This window comes from Geothrix sp. SG200 (genome assembly GCF_022808935.1).
Lineage (GTDB): Bacteria > Acidobacteriota > Holophagae > Holophagales > Holophagaceae > Geothrix > Geothrix alkalitolerans.
In genome coordinates this window covers 1-19,980 of the sequence record NZ_JAKZFR010000003.1, presented here as the reverse complement: position 1 = coordinate 19,980, position 19,980 = coordinate 1, and the positions used below count along the sequence as shown (strand labels likewise).

Below are 19,980 nucleotides of genomic sequence, written 5' to 3'. Positions count from 1 at the left end.
AAAACCTCGGCCTTCAGGATACCCCTACTTTTTCCGGACCTTCGGGGGCGGAGGCGCGGCTTCGCCAGGGAAGAGGGCCTGGGGCACGGGCTTGGGGCCCTGCGTGGAGGCTGGCGTGGAGGCTGGCGTGGAGGCCGGCGCGGGGGCTGGTGTGGCGGCGGGCGTCGAAGCCGGGGAGGCTGGCATGGCGGGGCCGCCGCCGTTCCGTCCGGTGGCCGCCTCCTTGTGCATGAGCCCCTCCAGGGCCTTCACGAAGTCCGGCAGGTCCTTGAAGTCGCGGTACACGCTGGCAAAGCGCACGTAGGCCACCTGGTCCAGTCCCTTCAGCTCGTCCATGATCAGCTCGCCCAGCTCCCGGCTGCGGATCTCCCGGTCGGGCCGTTCCATGAGCCGGGCGTGGAGGTCGCCCACCAGCTGCTCGATGCGGGCCAGGGAGACGGGGCGTTTCTGGCAGGCCAGCAGCAGGCCCTTCATGAGCTTCTGCCGGTCGAAGGGCTCGCGCCGGCCATCCTTCTTGAGGATCACCAGGGGCACCTCCTCCACCCGCTCGTAGCTGGTAAAGCGGCGGGCGCAGGACAGGCACTCCCGGCGCCGCCGGATGGAATCCCCCTCGCGGGACTCCCGGGAGTCCACCACCTTGTCCTCGAGGTGCCCGCAGAAGGGACAGCGCACGGATGCTCCGGATCAGCGTCTAGACTTCGACCACCCGCGGTTCCATCACCACCTCGCAGGTCACGGAATTGCTCACGAAGCAGTACTTGTGCGCCTTCTCGAAGAGCTCAACCACCTTGGCCATGCCGGTGCCCCGGGGCACGCGGAGGGTCGGGCGCAGGTGCACCTGGGTGATGCGGGTGACCTTGTCGATGGTGTCCAGCACGGCCTCCGCGTGGTCCTCATAGCCCACGATCTCGACCTTGGCCTTGGCGCAGAGGGCCAGGAAGGTGAGCATGTGGCAGGTGGCGAGGGCCGAGCCCAGCAGGTCCTCGGGGTTCCAGCGGCCGGCGTCGCCCGCGTACTCCGGGGCGCTGCTCACGGCCAGGGGTTGCTTGCCGGCGGTGGTGACCGTGGCGTTGCGGGAGTAGGTGGCGTCGTGGGTGCTGCCGGTCCAGGAGAGGGTGAGGGGATAGCGGTGGGCCATGGGGTTCTCCTCGGAAAGCCTGCGCCCAGGATGCCACACACCCCTGCTGCTAACCTGGAACGACGTTCCGGAGTCCCCATGCGCCTGCTGATCCCCGCGACCCTGGCCGCGCTGTCGCTGCCCGCCCAGGCCCAGTTCTGGAGCGAGATCGCCAACCCCAAGGTGGAGGTCACTCTCGTCCATCCGCCGGGCCTGGGCCTCAAGGTGGAGCGCCTGGCCTTCGCCCCTTCCCGCGACCTCAACTCCCGGGAGCTGGCGGACGCACTCACCGCCGACCTGGTGCAGAGCCGCCAGGTGGAGGTGGTGGACCGGGCCCACCTGGATGCAGTACTGAAAGAACAGGAGCTGGGCGCCAGCGGCTACGTGGAGCCCGCCACCATCGCCAAGCTCGGCAAGCTCCTTGGCCCCAGCGTGCTGGTCATCGTGAACGTGAACCGGTCGGACCTCAGCCGCACCCAGTCCGCCAAGGAGGAGCGCAGCACCGACTCCAAGACGAAGAAGGAGCTCGTCCGCCTCAAGCGCACCGCCACCGCCAGCCTGGATTTCAGCGCCACCGTGCAGGTCGTCGATCTGAGCACGGGCCGCGTCTTCGGCGCCCAGCGCCTGGAGGATGCGCCCAGCCTCAGCAACACCTCGTACGAGGGCTACCCCGCCTATCCCCGCGATTCCGATGTGCGCCGCCTGGCCTTCGAGGCCGCCAAGGTGAAGGTGCTGCGCCTGCTCCTGGCCTGGAGCGAGGTGCGCAAGCTCACCTTCTTCGATGATGATGTCTTCGGCATGGGCCGGGCCCACGAGCGTCTCAAGGCCCGCGACGTCCGGGGCGCCCTGGACCTGGCCCTCGAGGGTCTCGACCAGTCCCGCCAGGACAAGGGCCAGAAGCCCAAGTACTACCCCCGCGCCGAGTACAACGTGGGCATCATCCGCTTCATCCTGGGCCAATACGACGACGCCCTGCCCCACCTGCGCGCGGCCCTGGACATGCAGCCCGACGCCAGCATCTTCCAGACCGCGCTGAAGGAATGCCAGGAGGCCATCGCGCTCCAGGAGGCCCTGCGCCGATCCGAACGCCGCTCGGAGCCCGCCCCGCCCGCCGTGGAGACGAAGCCCACCTCGACCGCCCCGGCCGCGGGCAAGGCCGGCCCCGAAGAACGCCTGCAGAAACTCCAGGATCTCTATCGGAAGGGCCTGCTGGACAAGAAGGACTACGAGGCCAAGAAGGCCGAGATCCTGAAGGAGCTGTAACGGGGGATAATCGGGGTTCTGTCCTTCGGAGCCCCATGCCCACGCCCGCCCGCCTTCACGTCGCCCACGCCCTCCACGAAGTCTTCGGGGAGAGGGGCCGGGTGCCGGACATCTGGGACCGCGACCTGGGCGAGGACGCGCACCTGGCCCAGGCCCTCCTCGGCCTCTGCCTTCGCCGCTGGGGCCGTCTCCAGGCCTGGGTGAAGCCCCAGCTGAAGGATCCCGCCCGGGGGGTGCCCCTGGGCACCCAGGTGGCCCTGGCCATGGGCCTCGCGCAGCTGGCCTGGCTGCCCGGCGTCAGCGACCACGCGGCGGTGAACGAATCCGTGGCGCTAGCGGGAGACCGCGACCTGGGCTTCCATCCCCACAAGGGCCTGGTGAACGCCCTGCTGCGCCGGGCCGCGAAGGACCGCGCCGCCCTGGCCGCGGCGCTGGACGCCCTCCCCTCCGCCCTGGACCGGCCTCCCGCCGCGGAGCGCGCCCTGAAGGCCGTCCTGGCGCCGCACGGGGCCCTGGACCAGGTCGAGGCCCTGTGGTCCCGCCTCCAGCAGCCCCCCCGCCCCGCCTTCCGCCTCGTTCGGGGCGAGGTTCCCGAAGGTCTGGCGCCGGACCCCGAATGGCCGGGCTGCCTGCGGCTGGAAGAGGGAGCCCCCTTCCCCCGGCCCTGGCTGGAATCCGGCGCGGGCATGGTGCAGGACCTCAGCTCCCAGGCCCTGCTGGCCTACGGCTGGGACCGCCCCGTGACGCGGATCCTGGACGCCTGCGCCGCCCCCGGCGGCAAGACCACCACCCTGGCCCTGCGCCACGCCGGGGCGGCACTCACGGCCCTGGAGGTGCATCCCCGGCGCGCGGCCCGGTTGCGGCAGACCCTCCAGCAGCGGGACGTGGCGGCCCAGGTGATCCAGGCCGACGCGGCGGAGTGGCTGGAGGCCAGCGACGCCACCTTCGACCTCATCCTACTGGATGCCCCCTGCTCGGGCAGCGGCACGATTCAGAAGCATCCCGAGTGGCCCTGGCTGGCCCATGACGACTTGCCCCGCCTCACCGGGATCCAGCGCCGCCTCCTGGCCGCCGCCGCCGGGCGCCTGGCCCCGGGCGGGCTGCTGATCCATGCAGTCTGCTCCTGGCTGCCCGAGGAAGGGATCGCCCACCGGGACTGGCTGGCGGAGGCCCGCCCCGACCTTCGCCCTGCGGAGGTCTGGCCGGCGGCCCTGGGCGTGGCCGATGGGACGGGCCGCGAGGTCACGGACCTGTTCCGCCCCCACCCCCTCCGCTGGGAGGGCGAGGGATTCCAGGCCTTCGCCGTCCAGCGTTCCAGCTAGTCAGGTGGCTCCGCGCCCGGAGACCGGCTACTGGCGGGATTTTGCGAGCAGCGACCGTAGCACCCAACCGAGGTACGCGAACACATTCCTCCGGCGACGGTCCCGCCGTCTCGGGTCCGGGGGAAGGACCGGGAGGTCCTCCTGGCGCCGCTCGGAGCGCCGACGCTCCTCTTTCTGGACCAAGTGGATCGCCAAGGCGAAAAAGAGGACCACGGCGATGGCGGTGTAGGCGAAGACCTTCATGGGTTCCCCCGGGGGAGGTCGGGTGGCGAGGGCAGGCCGGGCCGAATGGGGTCAGGACAGGGCCCGACGAGGGGGCGGCGCCCTCGGCGCAGGGTCCAGAGCCCGAGCGCCAGGACGGCGGAAGGGAGCCAGACCCACAGGATCTCGGACGACAGGACCGCTAGGCCCCGTGGAGAGAAGAGCCGCGCGGCGCTGAGGGGCGACACCCGGATCACCTGGAGCGGCCAGAAGAACCGCTGTTCCGTGAAGGGCCAAAGCAGGGCGATGCCACGGCCGCCGGTGGTGAGGGCATCCAGGAGGCCGTGCGAGGCCATGGAGAGGAAGAGGAATCCGAAGGCGGCTGGGAACGGGGACCGGGCTTTGCGGAGGGCCCAGGCGCCCCCCAGGGCCATCACCGCCGCCAAGCCCAGGGAGTGGCTGAATCCCCGGTGGCCGAGGGCCGCCGAGTCGGGGATCCCCAGGCGGAAGGCGATCACGTCCAGGTCCGGGAGCACCGAGGCGACGATTCCGGCGACCAGCAGGGGGCGGGGGATGGCCTTCGGGCCGAAACCCACGCCCAAGGCCAGGGGAACCGCCGGGTGGGAGAGGATGGTCGGCATCGGGAAGGCCTAGCGGCACAGGGCGCCCGGCCCCGGAGGGGACCAGGGGGAACAGAGTGCCGGGCCGGATCTCACCTGATGGAGTACCAGGGGGAGGACCCGGCGCCATCCGGATTGCCCTGGTCGGGGTACAGCTTGCCCTTCTCGATCCTGAACCAGGGCGCGGGTCCGGCCCCATCGGGGTGGCCAACATCGGGGTACACCTTGTCGCCGCGAACGGAGAACCAGGGCCTCGTTCCCGCCCCCTCGGGATGGCCGACATCGGGGTAGAGCTTCCCGTCCCGCAAGGAGAAATAGGGCGAGGGGTTCACCCCGTAGGGATGCCCCTGATCAGGGAACAGCCTTTCCATGTCGAGCCTCCAGTTGGTGTGGCCTTACGATGGGGGGTAATCGGACCGTCCGCAACCACTTGGTGGATGGACCCGAGTATCGGGGCCCGGAAGGCCGTGCGGGCGGGCGCCCAGGTGGGCGCGAGGGTCGGCCCGGCCAGGTTCGAGGCCAGGCCCGAGGTCGGGCCCGAGGTCAGGGTTGCCGGACGATATCGACCGAGATCTCCACCGCCTGGATCGTTCCCCTGTTCTCCAGCCAGTGGGTCGTGTTCCGATCCTCCGGCCAGCCCACGCCCGGCCCATAGTCCGTGGCGACGCCATTCCGATGGTCGGTGATCGTGCCCTGGAGGATGTAGACGGTGCCGGGCCTGTCCTTGTGGTCGTGTACCGGGCCAAAGACCCCCCCGGGCTCGATGGTCACCATGCGCATTCGAAGCTGGCGCCCCGCCATGCCCTCGATTTCCGGGCCGAGGTCGACCGAGGCAAGGTGTTTCACCGTGACGCCCTTCGTTTCCGGCGCAGCCTGCTCGTGGTCCATCGTGTCCTCCGTTCTGCCATGTCGGGATCTGACGAATGACGGTAACCGGACCCGCTGGCACCGGGGCGACGGGCGCAAGGTTGGGCCGGCCTGATCGAATTTGAGGCATCCACGCCAGGCCAGCGCGTGGCTAGAGCCATTTTCGGTAGACGATGAAGCCGGACCTCTCGGCCAGGCTGTCATAGAGCTTCATCGCCGCGGTGTTGGTTTCCTGGGTCTGCCAATACACGCGCTTGATGCCCGCGCCCCGGGCAAACTCGCACACAGCCTGGATGAGCGCACGGCCCACGCCCCGGCCTCGTGAGGCCTCGGCGGTAAACAGGTCCTGAAGGTAGCAGTTCGGAACCATCTGAATGGTGCTTCGGTGAAGAAGGAAGTGCGCCAGGCCAAGCAGGTCGCCGGAGCTTTCTGCGACAAGCGCATGTATGGGTTCATAGGGGTCGAAGAACCGCGACCAGGTCATCCGGGTGATGTCTGGGGACAAGGCCGTTCGCCCCGCCCGACCATAAAAGGCGTTGTACCCATCCCAGAGGGCCGACCAGGCATCGAAATCGCGCTCCTCCACGGTTCTAATCCGAATGGGGTTGGTCAAGGCGGACTCCCGAAAAATCAGGAACGCGGCATGCATTCCTGTCATTCATGCAGCGGCCGGATGCGTGACGCCAACCGGACCGGGCCCGTGCCGAAGTGACGATCGCCGTCGAGGAAGCTAGGCCAGGCGCTCCGGAATCGGCTTGAGCTTGTAGATCTCGTGGAAGAAGAGATCCGCCCTGTGCTGGTCTTCGCAGAAGTTGGTGACTTCCTTGATCTTCCCGCCCTCAAACCGGAAGACGAGGCACCACATCAGGTCGAGACCCGACCCCGCCGTGCTCCATCCACGGTGGTGATCCACGACGAAATCGCCCTGTTCCACCACGACGATGGGCTGAGCCTGGAATCCGGCCTTGGCAAGCTGGTCAAAGAAGGCGAGAACCTCGGTGATTCCGCGCTTGTCACCCGCGAGAGGATGGTGGCCCGGAATGCGCCAGATGATGTCTTCGGACAGGGCATCCTTCACGGCCGAGACATCCTTGCTTGCGTAGGCCGCGAAGAAATCCTGGATTTTGGACAGGTTCGACATGTGGGCTCCATGAGGGAAAGGGGCGCGGGCTAACGCCAGATTGATCCGCCCGCGAACCGGCACGGCCGAAAGGGCGGGTCAGGCGTCCGTGCGCGCTTGGCGGCGCAGGACGACATGCGTGGCCTTCTCCGACGCGATGAAGTCCACGCATTCGTATCCCAGGGCCCGGAGGTCGACCCCTTCGAACAGCGGTTCTCCCCGGCCGAGCAGGACCGGCGCGATCGCAAGGTGCAGTTCATCGATGAGCCCCTCACGAAGGTACTGCCGGAGGGTGTCCGGCCCACCGCCGATCCGCACGTCCCTTCCGGCAGCGGCCTCGCGGGCACGGTCGAGCGCCTCGCGAATGCCCCCTGTGATGAAGTGGAACGTCGTGCCGCCCGCCATCTCGATGGGGGAACGGGCGTGATGGGTCAGAATGAAGACCGGCACGTGGTAGGGCGGATTGTCCCCCCACCATCCCTTCCAGCTGGTGTCCGGCCAGTCCCCGCGAAGGGGCCCGAACATGTTCCTCCCGAGAATCCAGGCCCCGACATTCTGAAAGCCGCGGGCGGCGAAGTCATCGTCAATCCCGGTCGTGCCGCCGTCCTTGCCGAACAAGGCCCGCTGGAAGGTGCGTGTCGGGAGCAGCCACTGATGCAGCTCCGTCCCCCCGGCGCCGAGTGGATGGTCGAGGTCTTGATCCGGACCCGCTCCGTATCCGTCGAGCGAGATGGTGAAGCCTTCCACGCGAACACGTGTCATCCGGTTGCCTCCGTGTTGACGCCTGACGAATGAAGCCGGGTGGCCCCGCCTGCAACGAGGCGCTGAGTGGAGCCGAGGATGCGGGAAGTTGAGAGAGAGCGCAAGGCAGCGCAGGCGGAGTTCGAGTTGGGGGGAGGGCCAGGCCCGAGCGGAATGTTCGCAATAAAGCGCCTTAACGCTGACGATCTTTCAAAATCGATAAGTAGTTTGCCCACGGGCCTACGGCACCGGCACAAACCTTCGCCATCGCACGGGCAATCTGTCCAAGATGGTCAAGGTCATGGACGGCCCACGTCGCCAATAGCTGCGCCAATGTGACATTCCCGAGTTCAGGGTGCTGACCGATACGATCGAGATCTGCGTTCGTAAGGTTCATTCCATGTAGAACCGAGACGTTATTCCGTCGAAGGGCTTCGAAAGTCGCGAGCAATTCTGAAAGCTGCTTGCCTCGACTTTGATGGAACTGCGCAGTTCTATCGAATGGATCAAATGGCCGTGTCTCCCCGGCCAGGATGTGTCGCACCCGTGGAATCCAGTTGGCTCTTTCGCCATGGATGAGGTGACCGACGACGTCGTATGGAGACCACGTGTGATCGCCCTCGGTCGCTGCCACCCAAGTTTCAGGCAGCCCTTCAAGCAGCTTCGCGAGACTCGTGGGCGTTCGTTCCAGCACCGCCACAAGTTCTTCAAGAGTGGGTTTGGATGGGCTCATGCTAATCATTCTACTGCTGCTGGATATCGAGGAATAAACGCTGGTTTTGAGTCGCCGAGGAAGGCCAAACGACGGAAAAAGAGAGTGGACGGCACGGGCGGTAGGGTCTGGGTGGGGCGTAGGGTTGGGCCAGTCGGGAACGAGAGGGTCACTTTCGCACTTCCCCAGGACCCAGACCGAGCCGTTTGTTTGCTCTGAGAAGGTCGATCGCTTCGGAGATTCGTTTTCCACGTGTATCGTCGCGCTTGGCCGAGGAGATCCATCCGACGTACCGACGTTGGTGCGATGGGGGCAAGTTCTGGAAGTTGGTCAATGCAACTGGATCAGCCTGAATAGCGGTAATAAACCAAACAGGCGGGAAAGATTCAGAGTGATTTCCCGAATCAACTTGAGGAGATTTCGCATGGTCGAGTGAAGCAACTCCTGGAGGCGCGAGAAGGCCAGCAGCTTGCAGTTCTTTGGCGAGCGAGAGATTGACCGCAGACCATCTTGAAGCCTTTGTTCGTGGGGAAAAACGTTGTGCATACTTTTCATCGTCTATTCGCTGGCGCACACCATCGATCCAACCGAAGCAAATAGCCTCTGATAGAGCATCTTTATAAGAAAAGGTTGGTCGACCCAACTTGACTTTCGTGAAAATCAGCCAAATTTCCTTTTCTTTGGCGTGATGCTGTTCAAGCCAGTTGCGCCAGGCTTTCCGGTTTTTAGGCTCAAGGGTGGTCGTGAGTAGCATGGTGAGGCCTACCGTATGAAGCCAAGCGGTCGCGCCCGAGCCGGGGCGATGAGCGGAGCCGGGGAAGCAGGGATTTGAGAGAAAACGGAGGGTACTGCAGGCGGGGTCCGGGTTGAGCTGAGGGTTAGGTGTACGGAAGGCCTGCGAGGAAGGAATCCAGGAGGGCAGTGAACTCGGGATTGTGTAGTCACTTAGAACAAGCCCCAACGGTTCACGCGGGATTGGTATGTTTCGTAATCCGAACCGTGGGCAAGCAGGAGGCGTTTTTCTTCAGCAGGAACAACGTAGAAATTCAGAAACAAGAAAAAGAGCGGGAAGTGAAGGAGCAGTGGATCGAGGGCGCCAAGAAGAACGGTAAGCCCCAGAAATGGCAGGAAATCAAAAAGGTAGAAGGGATTGCGAGCAACAGAAAAAGGGAACTCGGTGATCAGTTCTTGTGCGTGCTCTTTGAACATGGGGTTTGCCTTATGCTTCGAGAAGAACCTGACCATCCATATCTTGCTTAGAAGGAATACCACGATGCATAAAACAAACAAAGTCCAACGGAGAGGCCCTATGTAGGGCCCTTTTCGTAACACAGGCCATAACCAGGCTTCAGAGACCCATTGGGCGAGAATGATCAACAATTGGATGAAAAATGCCTGGGGTGGCTGGATTCTGACCTCTTTTGTCCCCATGACCACTCCTATGAACAAGGACGCCTGCGGACGAAGAAACGCCTGACGAAGGAACCTAGGCGGACCAGTATCGCTTCGGTTCGAAGCCGTTTGCGCTACGGATGTACCGGAGTCCCGGGAACCGGGGCTCCACCTGTGACGGGCAGATAGAGGCCACCCCCTAGGGGGGTTGCCAGGACAGGTGCACCCCCAGTAGCTGGGATGATGAGCCGCGGGGAATTGGGGTCGGTCGGTGCGGTGGGCGCTTGGGAACCATGCCCTGGCTTTTCGTTAGGGTTGGGCGCCGCATCTACGGGCACACAGCCGAGCGCCATCATCAGCAGCATGGAAGAAAGAATGGTTCCGAGAAATCGCAGGAAACCTCCGTGAATTTTGAGGCGCTATTTGAGTGTAGGCATGAATTGAGCCTCGGCTAGCGGGGCCCAACGAAAGAAGCTAAGTGGCCCCGCCTGAACTGAGGTGCTGAGCGAAGCCGAGGAACCGGGATGCTGGGTACGTGCAGAAGGCAAGGAGGACGTGGTCCGAGTTGAGCGGAGGGTCCGGTGTTGATTGGGATCGCCCCATTGTGATGCGGTCGTGATGCAAAAAGGCATGGAACTGGAAATAGGGTTGCCCTGACCTAGAACCTCTGGGCTTATCGAGCGAAGAAAGAGTAAGCCTTTATCCTGCGGATTGGGCGCTGGGGGGAGGATTGCTATTTTGCTAAGGGGAAACACGAGCGTGGAATCGATCGTTTTCGCGTTCAAACAGTTGTTTAATGCTCGCACCATCCGATGGTTCCCTTTTGAGGGTCTCGGGATCCCATTGACTGCGAGTTGTTTCAAAGAAGTCGCCACCATAGATATGAATCCCGCCGGTGAAGCGGGGGAGGGGGTTTGTTACTGAGTGAATGACATCCGCAGGTAGCGCGGTGACATCGCCAGCAAACAGTGCCTTGGCGTCAAAGGCTTCAATCCTGTCGTTGGAGTGGTGCCATAGAATATTGTCTTCCCTGCCGGTATAGATCCCGATGTTTGCCCACATAAGGTGATTGTGTGGCATCAAGTTCATTTGTGGGGTCCAGGCTGCATTCAAAATCGTCAGAGACTTGGAGCGATACAGGAGGGTGATCCCGGCTTCAGTGGGGTTCCCAAGAGCGGTAACCAGGTCTGCCGGATGGCTCATGGCCCGCGCCAAAACCTCTAAGACAGCTCCTTGGGGGTTGTCGCTGCGGTTCGCCTCAACACAATCCTCGATGAATCGGTCAATCTCCATTTGATTACCCTCCCGAGTTAGGTCACATCTATGGGCAGTCCAGATGGAACTTCGAGGGACCGAATTTAATAAGGTCACGGCAGCAACGGCCAATGCCCTCCACCAAGATTCACTGAACTGTGGGACATCGGGCCGTCTCCTTCTAATTCACGCCGATGATAAACAGTACCGCCCCCAAACCTAGTGTCTAAGTGACGGAAAATCAATGGCGGGCAGGCGTTAAAATTGGGCAGATCGCCTGGCGTTGGTTTAAATTTGAGGAAGGAATTAGGCTTACACCTGACGAATGAAGCTAACCGGCACCGCCTGCACCGAGGCGATGAGCGGAGTCGAGGAAGCGGGATGTTGAGAGAGAGCGGAAGGCAATGCAGGCGGGGTCCGAGTTGAGCCGAGGGTTAGGCTGCGAGATGGTATCGAGGTGAATATCTGGACCAAGTGGTTTTAGGTGCGGGACTTCTCTTATGGCTTTGGTTGCTTGGCGTCGAGAAAGTCATTCACCATCGGGACGATGACGGACATGCGCTGCATCAGCGTCACGTGCGTCGTGGCGGGCAAGATGGCCAATCGGGAGGCGGGGAGCGGCTTAATGTCGCCGTGGATCCCGCCGCCTTTCAGGCGAAACATTTCCGCGACGTGCTCGAGCCGTACACCATCCGAGTCGCCGTGGATGAAGAACATCGGCGCTGTGGTGGCCTTCAGTTGATTGTCGCCAATGTCGCGCCCTTTCGAATCCATGGTGAGGACCCGCTTGACGAACTTCGGGAAATCGTCCGGATTCGGGTTCAGCCTTTTGTACTCGACTTCAATGGGCGAGCCTTTAAAGGCGTCCGCGGTGAGTGTCGCGAGGGCGTCCTGCCCTTCCTTGACCACGCCGTCCCGGTGGAGCATCGACGAAATGACGACAACCTTTCGCACCTTGTCCGGATGACGGATCGCGCATTGCATGGCCACGCCGCCACCCATGCTGTACCCGAGGAGGTCCGCGCGTGAGATTTTCAGGTAATCGAGCAGCGCCGCCACATCGTCGGCGAGGTTCTCGGAGGTGATGTCGCGTGGGATGTCCGCCGTGCGCCCATGGCCTTGCATCTCGACGGCGACCACTTTCCGCGTTTTGGAGAGCTCGTCGATCCACCCGGTCCAGTTGTTGGTGATCGTCATGAACGCGCCGTGGAGCAGGACCACCGGATCGCCGCTCCCGTGGATCTCGTAGTACATCTTGAGACCGTTCACTGGGGCGTAACCCGCCGCGGGTTGATGCTGCGCGACTAAGGCAGCTGGCAGAAGCATCGTCAGGAGAAAAGCCGTCGTCTTCATGTCGGACCTTTCCTTTGGGTGAGGTTGAACACGCCGCGCAGCCTAACGTAGGAAGCTAACCGGGCCCCGCCTGCACCGAGGCTATGAGCGGAGCCGAGGAAGTGGGACGTTGAGAGAGAGCGGGAGGCAATGCAGGCGGGGCCCGAGTTTAGCGGAGGGTTAGGGGGCCAGGCAAAACACTACAGTTCTTAACCGATTGGTTTATCAGAATCTTTGAGTTGAGCCAGGTAATCATCTGGGTTCAGCTTTGTGAAGGTCATTCGGGAGCGCTCGCTCAGAGCATTTCTGGAACCGAAGGTTAATTCGAGAGGCCCTTCTATTTCTAAAACAAAACGAATAACGCCATTATTCATGAGAACAAAATCCGTTAATGCATCACTTCCATACATAGTGCCTGAAAACGAGTCAGAGCTAATATATTTGAGTTCAGTAGAGATGTGAGTAAAACAAGTGGTTTCCTCCCAAGGGCAGTCGAAATCTGTAACCAGGAGGTAGCCCTCTGGGATTTGAATTTGATGTAGGAGGCTATAGCCGCTGATGTTCAGGCCAGTGGGGACCCCATCGAGGAGCAATTTCGATTTCCCACCCCAAGAATCATAGGGGCCCTTATGTTCTTCGAGAGTGAACCGGTCGATTCGTTGCAAGTAAGGCACCCTAACGAATGAAGCTAACCGGCCCCGCCTGCACCGAGGCGCTGAGCGGAGCCGAGGAAGCGGGAAGTTGAGAGAGAGCGAGAGGCAATGCAGGCGGGGTCCGAGTTGAGCGGAGGGTTAGGCATGACAGGGATAGCGCTCACTTAATCGGCTTTATTGATTGGATAAGGTCTTTGAATGACTGGAGCGTAGGAAAATAGGAACTATCAGAATACTTATTGAGTGTCTGCTCTGCTCGGGTGAAATACGAATCAACGATTGGAGGAGCGGCTGATTCAAGCCCTGGAGCAGGCATAGGCAAACTGGGATGAGTGATCGGAATTTCGATTGAAATATAAAACTGTTCGTCACGGCTGATGCCCTCAAATTTATAGTAGAGGCGATCGTTATCTAGTTGAGTAGCCTCTTGGAGGCAGGTAGAGATGTACTGTAGCCCAACACACCAAGGTGTTTCGATGATTGCCGACTTGGCGTGGATGGACTGAATACAGTCTCCTTGATTCCAGTCGGGGAGATCGTGATTCACTGAAATCTTAAAGTCCTTGAGCCTGAGGATAGATTTCAGACTTTGATAGTTTTTGTAGAAATATGGGTATGCCGTTGCGTAATCCTTTACCGCTCCATCCTTCAACGGGATGAACCTGATTGAAGCTTCGTCTTGCCGCCATTTGGGTGAAGCCTTTAGGAAGGCTGGTGCAATCGGGACAAGCGTGAACTTGGTTCGTTCAGGGGCGATGCCATCCGGGAAGTCAGTACCGTTTTCTTCGTGTGTCAATCTTGGTTCTACCAAAATGGAATGATTTGAATAGTACGCCTTGCTGTACGAAAGGATGAATCCATGACCTGTTGCTTGAATTCGGTCACCCGGAAGGGATTGAGCAACGACAAATCCGGAATGAGTAAGAAGAGCCAGTGAAGCAACTTTGCATATGGATTGAAGAATGCTCATGGAGATTTCCTTTGAATTCTGAATCACCTTGCAGGCATGCCTAACGAATGAAGCTAACCGGCCCCGCCTGCACCGAGACGATAAGCGGAGCCGAGGAAGCGAGATGGAGAGAAAGAGCGGAAGGCAATGCAGGCGGGGTCCGAGTTGAGCGGAGGGTTAGGCCAATTCGGAACGCTGGGATTTAGTGCATCGGAGTGGGATCTACATAGAGCATTCTGCCCCACACAACGATCGTAGACGTGTCGAAATCAACCTCAGACCGACCTTCGTCAGTAGCCTCTTCGGATAGGCGGAAGTCGAAGACAACGGTGAACTCACCACTCGGCATTGGCCGTTGAGGGGAGAGCAACCAATTGCTGATGGCGGTAAGAATTGAATGATCGAAGTACTTGTTGCCGCCCTTCATTTCAACGACGGCAAGCTTGTTTTCACGCACCACCAATTTGGCTGTGACCTGCCTTGAATCGTGAGCAATCCTGGCCAGTTTGGGGTAGACCGGGCTAACGATGCGCTTAAGGCTGATCAATGGCAGCGGTTCGGTGACCAGTGGCTTAGGCGAGGTCTGGCAATACCCTGCTGGGCCGCCAATGAACAGAGATCCAATTAGGAATGCCTGGAATATGCGGCGCATGGAGTTCTCTTGGTTGGTAGGGCCTAACGAAGGAAGCTAAGCGGCCACGCCTGCACCGAGACGATGAACGGAGCCGAGATAGCGAAATGTTGAGAGAGAGCGAAAGGCAATGCAGGCGGGGTCCGACTTGAGCGGAGGGTTAGGCATGCCAGTTACCCAGATGGCGTTTCATGATCTCTTGAGTTTGTTGAGTGAAGCCTGCAAATTCGTTTTTCGTGAGTAGCCCTAAAGAGAGTTGAACGCCAAGATGAGCGATGGCGCGCGAACGGCTGGGATCATCAAAGGCCATAGCTATGTCTTTGTTTCGATGATTGATGAGGTCGAATGATGCCAAAAACCGCTCATGAAAGTTCTTCGAGGAGTCAGCTCTTATTTTGTCGAGTTCTTCGAGGATTTGCTTTGAAAACCTTTCCAGCGCTACTTTGTGGAGTTGCCTAAGGTGTTTCCAATCTGATTCATCAATGGTCACGGGCATATGGAACTCCCATGGATGCCTAACGAATGAAGCTAACCGGCCCCGCCTGCACCGAGGCGCTGAGCGAAGCCGAGGAAGCGAGAAGCTGAGAGAGAGCGAAAGGCAATGCAGGCGGGGTCCGAGTTGAGCTAAGGGTTAGGCCGACAGTCATGGGATGGATTCGCCTGGCCGCATAGCAAGACTGGTCAGGAAGAGGTTGTCTGGTTCGGAGGGATCTTGGACAGAGATTTCAATATCACCAAGGCCGGATTCAGCCTTGTAATCGGAGCCAATGTGAAAGTGTTGGCCATTGTCTTCGAGCAGCTCCTGTAGCTGAGTAATGAGTTGCTCAATCTCCTGGGGGCTAGCTGCAAGTCGAAGCCCAAACCAACCGTTCTTCCAGTCTTCGAGCTTTGCGTGCATAGGGCGGCCTAACGAATGAAGCTAACCGGCCCCGCCTGCGCCGAGGCGCTGAGCGGAGCCGAGGAAGCGAGAAGTTGAGAGAGAGTGAAAGGCAATGCAGGCGGGGTCCGAGTTGAGCGCGAGGTTAGGCCGAGCCCTAAGCGGTAGCGCCCCGAACACGCGCCGCGCTTAGATTTGAGCCTGCTTGTGTGAGTGCGGAAGTTCATGCTGACGAACCCAAAGGAGAACGATGGAGTTATCGCGTGAACATGAAGGCCGAGATGCTGAAGCGGCCTCGATGATGGCAGAAATCCATGGGCCGACGGGTGATGAGTAAGCGATAACCCTATTAAGTGAACGCTGAAGACCGAGAACTGGCGGGGCTTTGCCGCTGGAGTGAGCCAATCTGATGAAGCTGAACCAGCGCCCCACCACCCAGCAGATCGAAAGAGAAGGGCGAACGAGGCCTAACGAATGAAGCTAACCGGACCCGCCTGCGCCGAAGCGCCGAGCGGAGCCGAGGATGCGAGTGGATGAGAGAGAGCGGGAGACAATGCAGGCGGGGTCCGAGTTGAGCGGAGGGTTAGGCGGCTGCTGACGAAAAGAATGAATAGAGCACATGGCTTTTATGCAGGGTGGGTTTCTTCAAGGGTGGAAGATTGGGGGGCACCAAAGGACCCAAAACGACCCTCAATTGCGTTGATCTTATCTACTATCTGCTTGAGGCTTTTGTGATGAATTTTTACGACCTCTGCGATGGTCGATTTCAAATTCAGCAGGTTATCTTCGCTGATTGATTCGTTATATGTTAATTTTAGATATTCAAAGTAGGGATCAACATTCTGGTTGGCTGCAGCCATTCGGATGTGAATCTCGAGGAGCTCATTCTGGAGCTCACTTTCTAGCCCAGATAGATGACTCAGCCGAGATTCTAGAACAGGAAAGAAATATTTCTTAATTCCAGGAGTGGACCCTGGCTTGGTGGTTATGGCCGCATTGCACAATTCAATATTTGGGTCATCGAGCTTCAACATCATTTCGATTGGCTCGATGATTTTGATGTATCGGCCTGAGCCTTGGTACCGAGTTAGGTTATTTTTGAGCCACTGTAATGACTCTCGAGTAAATAGGCCTTTGTTGCTTTCGATCAAGTGGATGGCACAGATGAATTGATACCTGAGTTCATAAAGTTCTTTGAATATGACCTTTTTGTTGGCCTCTGCCTCTCGGCTGTTTCTAATTTTGTCTGTGATAGAAGGACCAATCCAACTGAGAAGCCCGCCGAGAATCACGGGAACCAAAATTTTCAACACCGCGTTCCACGATAATGGTTCCAAGTTAGACCTCGCATTCTTTCACGGTAAATCGATCCTGGTGATGAGCCGCCTAACGAATGAAGCTAACCGGCCCCGCCTGCACCGAGGCGCTGAGCGAAGCCGAGGAAGCGAGAAGTTGAGAGAGAGCGAAAGACAATGCAGGCGGGGTCCGAGTTGAGCGGAGGGTTAGGAGCTGATGGATATGCCGTTTCAATCTGCTGGACGCTGATCTATTGCCTCTTGATCGGTACAGAGATAGGCCAAAGGAACTTCGAGCCAACCTGGTTTGAAGTCAAAAGCCCAATTGGCTGCAAAGCAAGTGCAGTCTTGCGCCAAATCGGTGGCGTGAAAAATCATTAATTCGGTTGGAGGGGTGACCATCTTGCCCTTGGATTTAAGCAGCCGTTGCTGAGCACGGGTGAGCTTTAGCAGCATTCCGGGTTCAAAATGGTTTGAGACCGACTTGGCTTGAGACTTGGTGAGTTTCATCTCGATAACTGGGCCGCCAGCGTATCGGCCATCCTTCAGTGGAAATCCATCTGCGAGGAGAGGCGGTGAGCAAAGGAGGACCAGCGCCGCCAGTAGCATTTGGCCGAATCGTCTGATCAATGGATGCTCCTAACGAAGGAAGCTAACCGGCCCCGCCTGCACCGAGGCGCTGAACGGAGCCGAGGAAGCGAGATGAAGAGAAAGAGCGGAAGGCAATGCAGGCGGGGTCCGAGTTGAGCGCAGGGTTAGGCAGGCGGGTATGCACTCTGGATGGCCGATTTTAGTTTTTGTAGGTCAGCAAGCATGATGCCTTTTAAGTGATCGTAATCCCATCGTTGCCACTTTCTTGGGCTAAACCATATTTCAAAGTGCCCAACAACCGCCAACATCTTTTCGCCAAGATATGTGTTGTAGTTCGGGTCATAGGAAAAGTTAATTCGCGCCTTTGTGGCGCAGTCAATTGCGCCGGGATTGTTACCAGCCTCTTCTCGTGCCCATTCGCGAAGCTCGTTCCATGTGGCAAGCGCCTGTTCTCTATCCATCTGCGGGCTCCTGGGCTGCCTAACGATGGAAGCTAACCGGCCCCGCCAGCACCGAGGCGCTGAGCGGAGCCGAGGAAGCAGGACGTTGAGAGAGAGCGTAAGGCAATGCAGGCGGGGTCCGAGTTGAGCGGAGGGTTAGGCCGCGTGGGAGAAGTGAGTTCATTGAAAGCCCAATCCGTAGCGACGAAGGGAATTTTTGATGGCCTGGCCTTGCTCATTAATTCGGTGATCGCGGGTGATAAGCGGTTTGAATTCACGAGCCGATGGGTGCATTGCCGAATGCAGGGAGACAGATAGGGGTGCTTTATCGACTCGTTTGTAGGCATCAACACCAAGAGTGATAATGAAGCGTGGCCGAACCGTTTGAATTTGTTTGACGAGAAATTGAAGACACTGGCTCTCGAAGATTTTCGAAGAAGGCATGGGCCCAGTGGCGCTTCCGGGTTTCAGGCCCATCAGAACATTTGTGAAGAAACAATCAAATGGACTGAGTTCTGCTGACTTGAGGTATGCGAGGAGTACACCCCAGAAAGTGTGTGGTGCCTGCAATTCACCACCGCGTATTTTTGAATTTTTGTAGCCGGTTTCGCTGTCGAAGTTATGACCAATGATCATAATTGGCGAATCGGGAAAATTCTCTGGGAGTGCACCATGAAATCCTGGACCACGCCATAGGCCCGACCCGCCAGGGAATACAGCCGTTCCATCGATAAGGTCCTCAATACGATTACCAGTATCAGCCACGAGGGGGTGGAACTGTGTAACGATCCGCTGTTTCTCTGCGAGCAACTCTGAGATGACCTGGCGTGCTTTTCGTACCATGGGGTTTGCACCTAAAGTTGGAATCTTGTGAATTCAGCGGCCTAACGAAAGCAGCTAACCGGACCCGCCTGCACCGAGACGATGAGCGGAGCCGAGATAGCGAGAAGCTGAGAGAGAGCGGGTGGCAATGCAGGCGGGGTCCGAGTTGAGCGGAGGGTTAGGCTACGATGCGGACCGAAAATGTTTGCTGTAGAGGAAGTAAATCGGAACAAGGAAAAGGCAGAACACGAATGTTTGGATAACTGACGTTTTCAAGAGAATTCCTGTGGTATCTAGCCAGGAGATGTGTAAAAAGATTTGGGGCGATGTGATTATAAGATACGTTATTGAAACAATTTGGAAAGCAATGGAAAGAGCGGCTGCCCATACCAAACCTCCAAGGACTGTCCAAATGGAATAGCCCATAAGTGAGTTCAAGGTGGAGGTGAATTTGGCAAGCTTATTGAAAACAAAGCCAAGGGGTATTGAGAAAAAGAGACACGATGCGACGATCACAAACTTGTACCCAGGAATTGGCTTGAACCTCCCTATGGCATTTTTTGCTATCCCCGCGAGCAATGCGAGAAGGATGAAGAATGTTGGCGCCTGGAATAGATAAACTCCAATTTTAATGGAATTACTTGAGTTCCGTTTCCCATTCTTTGAAATTGTGGTTTGGTCTGGGGTATCTCGAAGTTCCATAGGTAGCCTAACGAATGAAGCTAACCGGCCCCGCCTGTACCGAGGCGACGAGCGGAGCCGAGAAAGCGAGAAGCTGAGAGGGAGCGGAAGGCAATGCAGGCGGGGTCCGAGTTGAGCGAGAGGTTAGGCTGCCCGCTGTCATTGGACCACCCAGTCAGCGGGAAATGAAATGCGCCTGCCTTCGATTGAGAGAGTGCCTTTGCTGCCTTTGACGGACACCTTGAATGACTTTGGAAGGGCAGGATCGCCTGGATTCACAAACTCGGCCTCGAATCGCTGCTTATTGGTATCGCACCTGAGGAATTTGAACTGCCGTTGCTGAAGAACTGCTGACTCTTTGGCTGACGGCGAGGTGAATCGAATTGGCCCCACGATGGAATGGGATTCCAGTGAAACGGCCATGCTGAGCCCATATTCGCCAGCTTTGAAATCCAACGAACCAGTTGCCATGGCTGTGCTGGTGGCCAAGACCGAGAAAGCCACAACCTGGACGATTCGTGTGTGCATGAGCAGCCTAACGAATGAAGCTAACCGGACCCGCCTGCACCGAGGCACTGAGCGGAGCCGAGGAAGCGAGAAGTTGAGAGAGAGCGGCGGGCAATGCAGGCGGGGTCCGAGTTGAGCGCGAGGTTAGGCCGAGCCCTAAGCAGTAGCGCCCCGAACACACGCTACGCCTAGATTTGAGCCTGTTTGAGTGGGAGTGAATGTTCATGCCGACGACCCCAAAGGAAAACACCGGAGTTATCGCGTGAGAATGAAGGCCGAGACGCTGAAATGGTTTCGATGATGGCAGAAATCCATGGGCCGATGGTTGATGAGTAAGCGATAACCCTATTCCTTGAACGCCGAAAGCTGAGGAACGGTGGGGCTTTGCCGATGGAGTGAGCCTGACTGACAAAGCTGAACCAGCGCCCTATCACCCAGCAGACAGGAATAGGCGGGCGAACGAGGCCTAACGAATGAAGCTAACCGGCCCCGCCTGCACCGAGGCGACGAGCGGAGCCGAGATAGCGAAATGCTGAGAGAGAGCGGAAGGCAATGCAGGCGGGGTCAAGGTTGAGCGTAAGGTTAGGCCGTAC

At 59.1% G+C, this 19,980-nt stretch carries 26 protein-coding genes; 2 read left to right on the top strand and 24 right to left on the bottom strand.

Translation table 11 applies throughout. The features are described 5' to 3' along the window. Positions 1-24: 24 nt before the first annotated feature. Both nrdR and ML539_RS07920 read right to left on the bottom strand, forming a co-directional pair. Complete coding sequence (nrdR, locus tag ML539_RS07925; RefSeq protein WP_243322327.1) at positions 25-672, bottom strand: transcriptional regulator NrdR; 648 nt, start codon at positions 670-672, stop codon at positions 25-27. Positions 673-691: 19 nt separating this feature from the next. Further along, positions 692-1,138, bottom strand: a complete 447-nt coding sequence (locus tag ML539_RS07920; protein WP_243322325.1) for an OsmC family protein — start codon at positions 1,136-1,138, stop codon at positions 692-694. A gap of 78 nt (positions 1,139-1,216) precedes the next feature. On the opposite strand from ML539_RS07920, the gene ML539_RS07915 reads away from it, so the two are divergent. Beyond that, positions 1,217-2,380 carry a CsgG/HfaB family protein gene (locus tag ML539_RS07915; RefSeq protein WP_243322323.1) on the top strand — a complete coding sequence of 388 codons (1,164 nt, stop codon included), beginning with the start codon at positions 1,217-1,219 and terminating at the stop codon, positions 2,378-2,380. Positions 2,381-2,415: 35 nt separating this feature from the next. After that, on the top strand, positions 2,416-3,702 hold the full coding sequence (locus ML539_RS07910; protein WP_243322322.1) for a transcription antitermination factor NusB: 1,287 nt from the start codon (positions 2,416-2,418) through the stop codon (positions 3,700-3,702). A 27-nt stretch (positions 3,703-3,729) separates the two neighbouring features. Here ML539_RS07910 and ML539_RS07905 read toward each other — a convergent pair whose 3' ends face one another. The 22 genes from ML539_RS07905 to ML539_RS07800 form a co-directional block, all read right to left on the bottom strand. Further along, positions 3,730-3,945 carry a hypothetical protein gene (locus tag ML539_RS07905; RefSeq protein ID WP_243322320.1) on the bottom strand — a complete coding sequence of 72 codons (216 nt, stop codon included), beginning with the start codon at positions 3,943-3,945 and terminating at the stop codon, positions 3,730-3,732. Further along, entirely contained in the window at positions 3,942-4,544 is a 603-nt protein-coding gene (locus ML539_RS07900; protein WP_243322317.1) for a metal-dependent hydrolase, read from the bottom strand. Before ML539_RS07900 ends, ML539_RS07905 begins: the two co-directional genes overlap by 4 nt. A gap of 71 nt (positions 4,545-4,615) precedes the next feature. Continuing rightward, positions 4,616-4,894 carry a hypothetical protein gene (locus tag ML539_RS07895; RefSeq protein ID WP_243322316.1) on the bottom strand — a complete coding sequence of 93 codons (279 nt, stop codon included), beginning with the start codon at positions 4,892-4,894 and terminating at the stop codon, positions 4,616-4,618. Positions 4,895-5,066: 172 nt separating this feature from the next. Beyond that, the gene (locus tag ML539_RS07890; protein WP_243322313.1) at positions 5,067-5,411 is read right to left on the bottom strand and encodes a cupin domain-containing protein; all 345 of its coding nucleotides are present in this window, start codon (positions 5,409-5,411) and stop codon (positions 5,067-5,069) included. 130 nt (positions 5,412-5,541) lie between these two features. Then, positions 5,542-6,003 (bottom strand): GNAT family N-acetyltransferase, encoded by a 462-nt coding sequence (locus ML539_RS07885; protein WP_347710751.1) that lies wholly within the window; start codon positions 6,001-6,003, stop codon positions 5,542-5,544. 117 nt (positions 6,004-6,120) lie between these two features. Continuing rightward, on the bottom strand, positions 6,121-6,531 hold the full coding sequence (locus tag ML539_RS07880; protein WP_243322310.1) for a nuclear transport factor 2 family protein: 411 nt from the start codon (positions 6,529-6,531) through the stop codon (positions 6,121-6,123). Between the two features lie 78 nt (positions 6,532-6,609). After that, positions 6,610-7,272, bottom strand: a complete 663-nt coding sequence (locus tag ML539_RS07875) for a dihydrofolate reductase family protein (RefSeq protein WP_243322308.1) — start codon at positions 7,270-7,272, stop codon at positions 6,610-6,612. 172 nt (positions 7,273-7,444) lie between these two features. Beyond that, positions 7,445-7,984 (bottom strand): DinB family protein, encoded by a 540-nt coding sequence (locus ML539_RS07870; RefSeq protein ID WP_243322307.1) that lies wholly within the window; start codon positions 7,982-7,984, stop codon positions 7,445-7,447. A gap of 148 nt (positions 7,985-8,132) precedes the next feature. Next, positions 8,133-8,717: a YdeI/OmpD-associated family protein gene (locus tag ML539_RS07865; RefSeq protein WP_243322304.1), complete on the bottom strand. Its 585-nt coding sequence runs from the start codon at positions 8,715-8,717 to the stop codon at positions 8,133-8,135. 191 nt (positions 8,718-8,908) lie between these two features. Beyond that, positions 8,909-9,394, bottom strand: coding sequence for a methyltransferase (locus ML539_RS07860; protein ID WP_243322302.1), 486 nt, complete (start codon positions 9,392-9,394; stop codon positions 8,909-8,911). Between the two features lie 702 nt (positions 9,395-10,096). Continuing rightward, positions 10,097-10,648 carry a hypothetical protein gene (locus ML539_RS07855; protein WP_243322301.1) on the bottom strand — a complete coding sequence of 184 codons (552 nt, stop codon included), beginning with the start codon at positions 10,646-10,648 and terminating at the stop codon, positions 10,097-10,099. 459 nt (positions 10,649-11,107) lie between these two features. Continuing rightward, positions 11,108-11,962, bottom strand: a complete 855-nt coding sequence (locus ML539_RS07850; protein ID WP_243322298.1) for an alpha/beta hydrolase — start codon at positions 11,960-11,962, stop codon at positions 11,108-11,110. A 188-nt stretch (positions 11,963-12,150) separates the two neighbouring features. Continuing rightward, positions 12,151-12,606, bottom strand: a complete 456-nt coding sequence (locus ML539_RS07845; RefSeq protein WP_243322296.1) for a hypothetical protein — start codon at positions 12,604-12,606, stop codon at positions 12,151-12,153. 148 nt (positions 12,607-12,754) lie between these two features. Continuing rightward, positions 12,755-13,564 carry a hypothetical protein gene (locus ML539_RS07840; protein WP_243322294.1) on the bottom strand — a complete coding sequence of 270 codons (810 nt, stop codon included), beginning with the start codon at positions 13,562-13,564 and terminating at the stop codon, positions 12,755-12,757. A gap of 181 nt (positions 13,565-13,745) precedes the next feature. Next, complete coding sequence (locus ML539_RS07835; protein WP_243322292.1) at positions 13,746-14,195, bottom strand: hypothetical protein; 450 nt, start codon at positions 14,193-14,195, stop codon at positions 13,746-13,748. Between the two features lie 139 nt (positions 14,196-14,334). After that, positions 14,335-14,664 (bottom strand): hypothetical protein, encoded by a 330-nt coding sequence (locus ML539_RS07830; RefSeq protein WP_243322291.1) that lies wholly within the window; start codon positions 14,662-14,664, stop codon positions 14,335-14,337. Between the two features lie 153 nt (positions 14,665-14,817). Beyond that, positions 14,818-15,072 (bottom strand): hypothetical protein, encoded by a 255-nt coding sequence (locus ML539_RS07825; RefSeq protein WP_243322289.1) that lies wholly within the window; start codon positions 15,070-15,072, stop codon positions 14,818-14,820. Between the two features lie 605 nt (positions 15,073-15,677). Continuing rightward, the gene (locus ML539_RS07820) at positions 15,678-16,388 is read right to left on the bottom strand and encodes a hypothetical protein (protein WP_243322287.1); all 711 of its coding nucleotides are present in this window, start codon (positions 16,386-16,388) and stop codon (positions 15,678-15,680) included. Between the two features lie 189 nt (positions 16,389-16,577). Next, a complete protein-coding gene (locus ML539_RS07815; RefSeq protein ID WP_243322284.1) occupies positions 16,578-16,976 on the bottom strand; it encodes a hypothetical protein in 399 nt (132 codons plus the stop codon). A 125-nt stretch (positions 16,977-17,101) separates the two neighbouring features. Continuing rightward, complete coding sequence (locus ML539_RS07810; protein ID WP_243322282.1) at positions 17,102-17,398, bottom strand: hypothetical protein; 297 nt, start codon at positions 17,396-17,398, stop codon at positions 17,102-17,104. A 159-nt stretch (positions 17,399-17,557) separates the two neighbouring features. Continuing rightward, positions 17,558-18,220 carry a uracil-DNA glycosylase family protein gene (locus tag ML539_RS07805; RefSeq protein ID WP_243322280.1) on the bottom strand — a complete coding sequence of 221 codons (663 nt, stop codon included), beginning with the start codon at positions 18,218-18,220 and terminating at the stop codon, positions 17,558-17,560. Positions 18,221-19,039: 819 nt separating this feature from the next. Then, positions 19,040-19,408 carry a hypothetical protein gene (locus ML539_RS07800; protein WP_243322278.1) on the bottom strand — a complete coding sequence of 123 codons (369 nt, stop codon included), beginning with the start codon at positions 19,406-19,408 and terminating at the stop codon, positions 19,040-19,042. Positions 19,409-19,980: the final 572 nt, after the last annotated feature.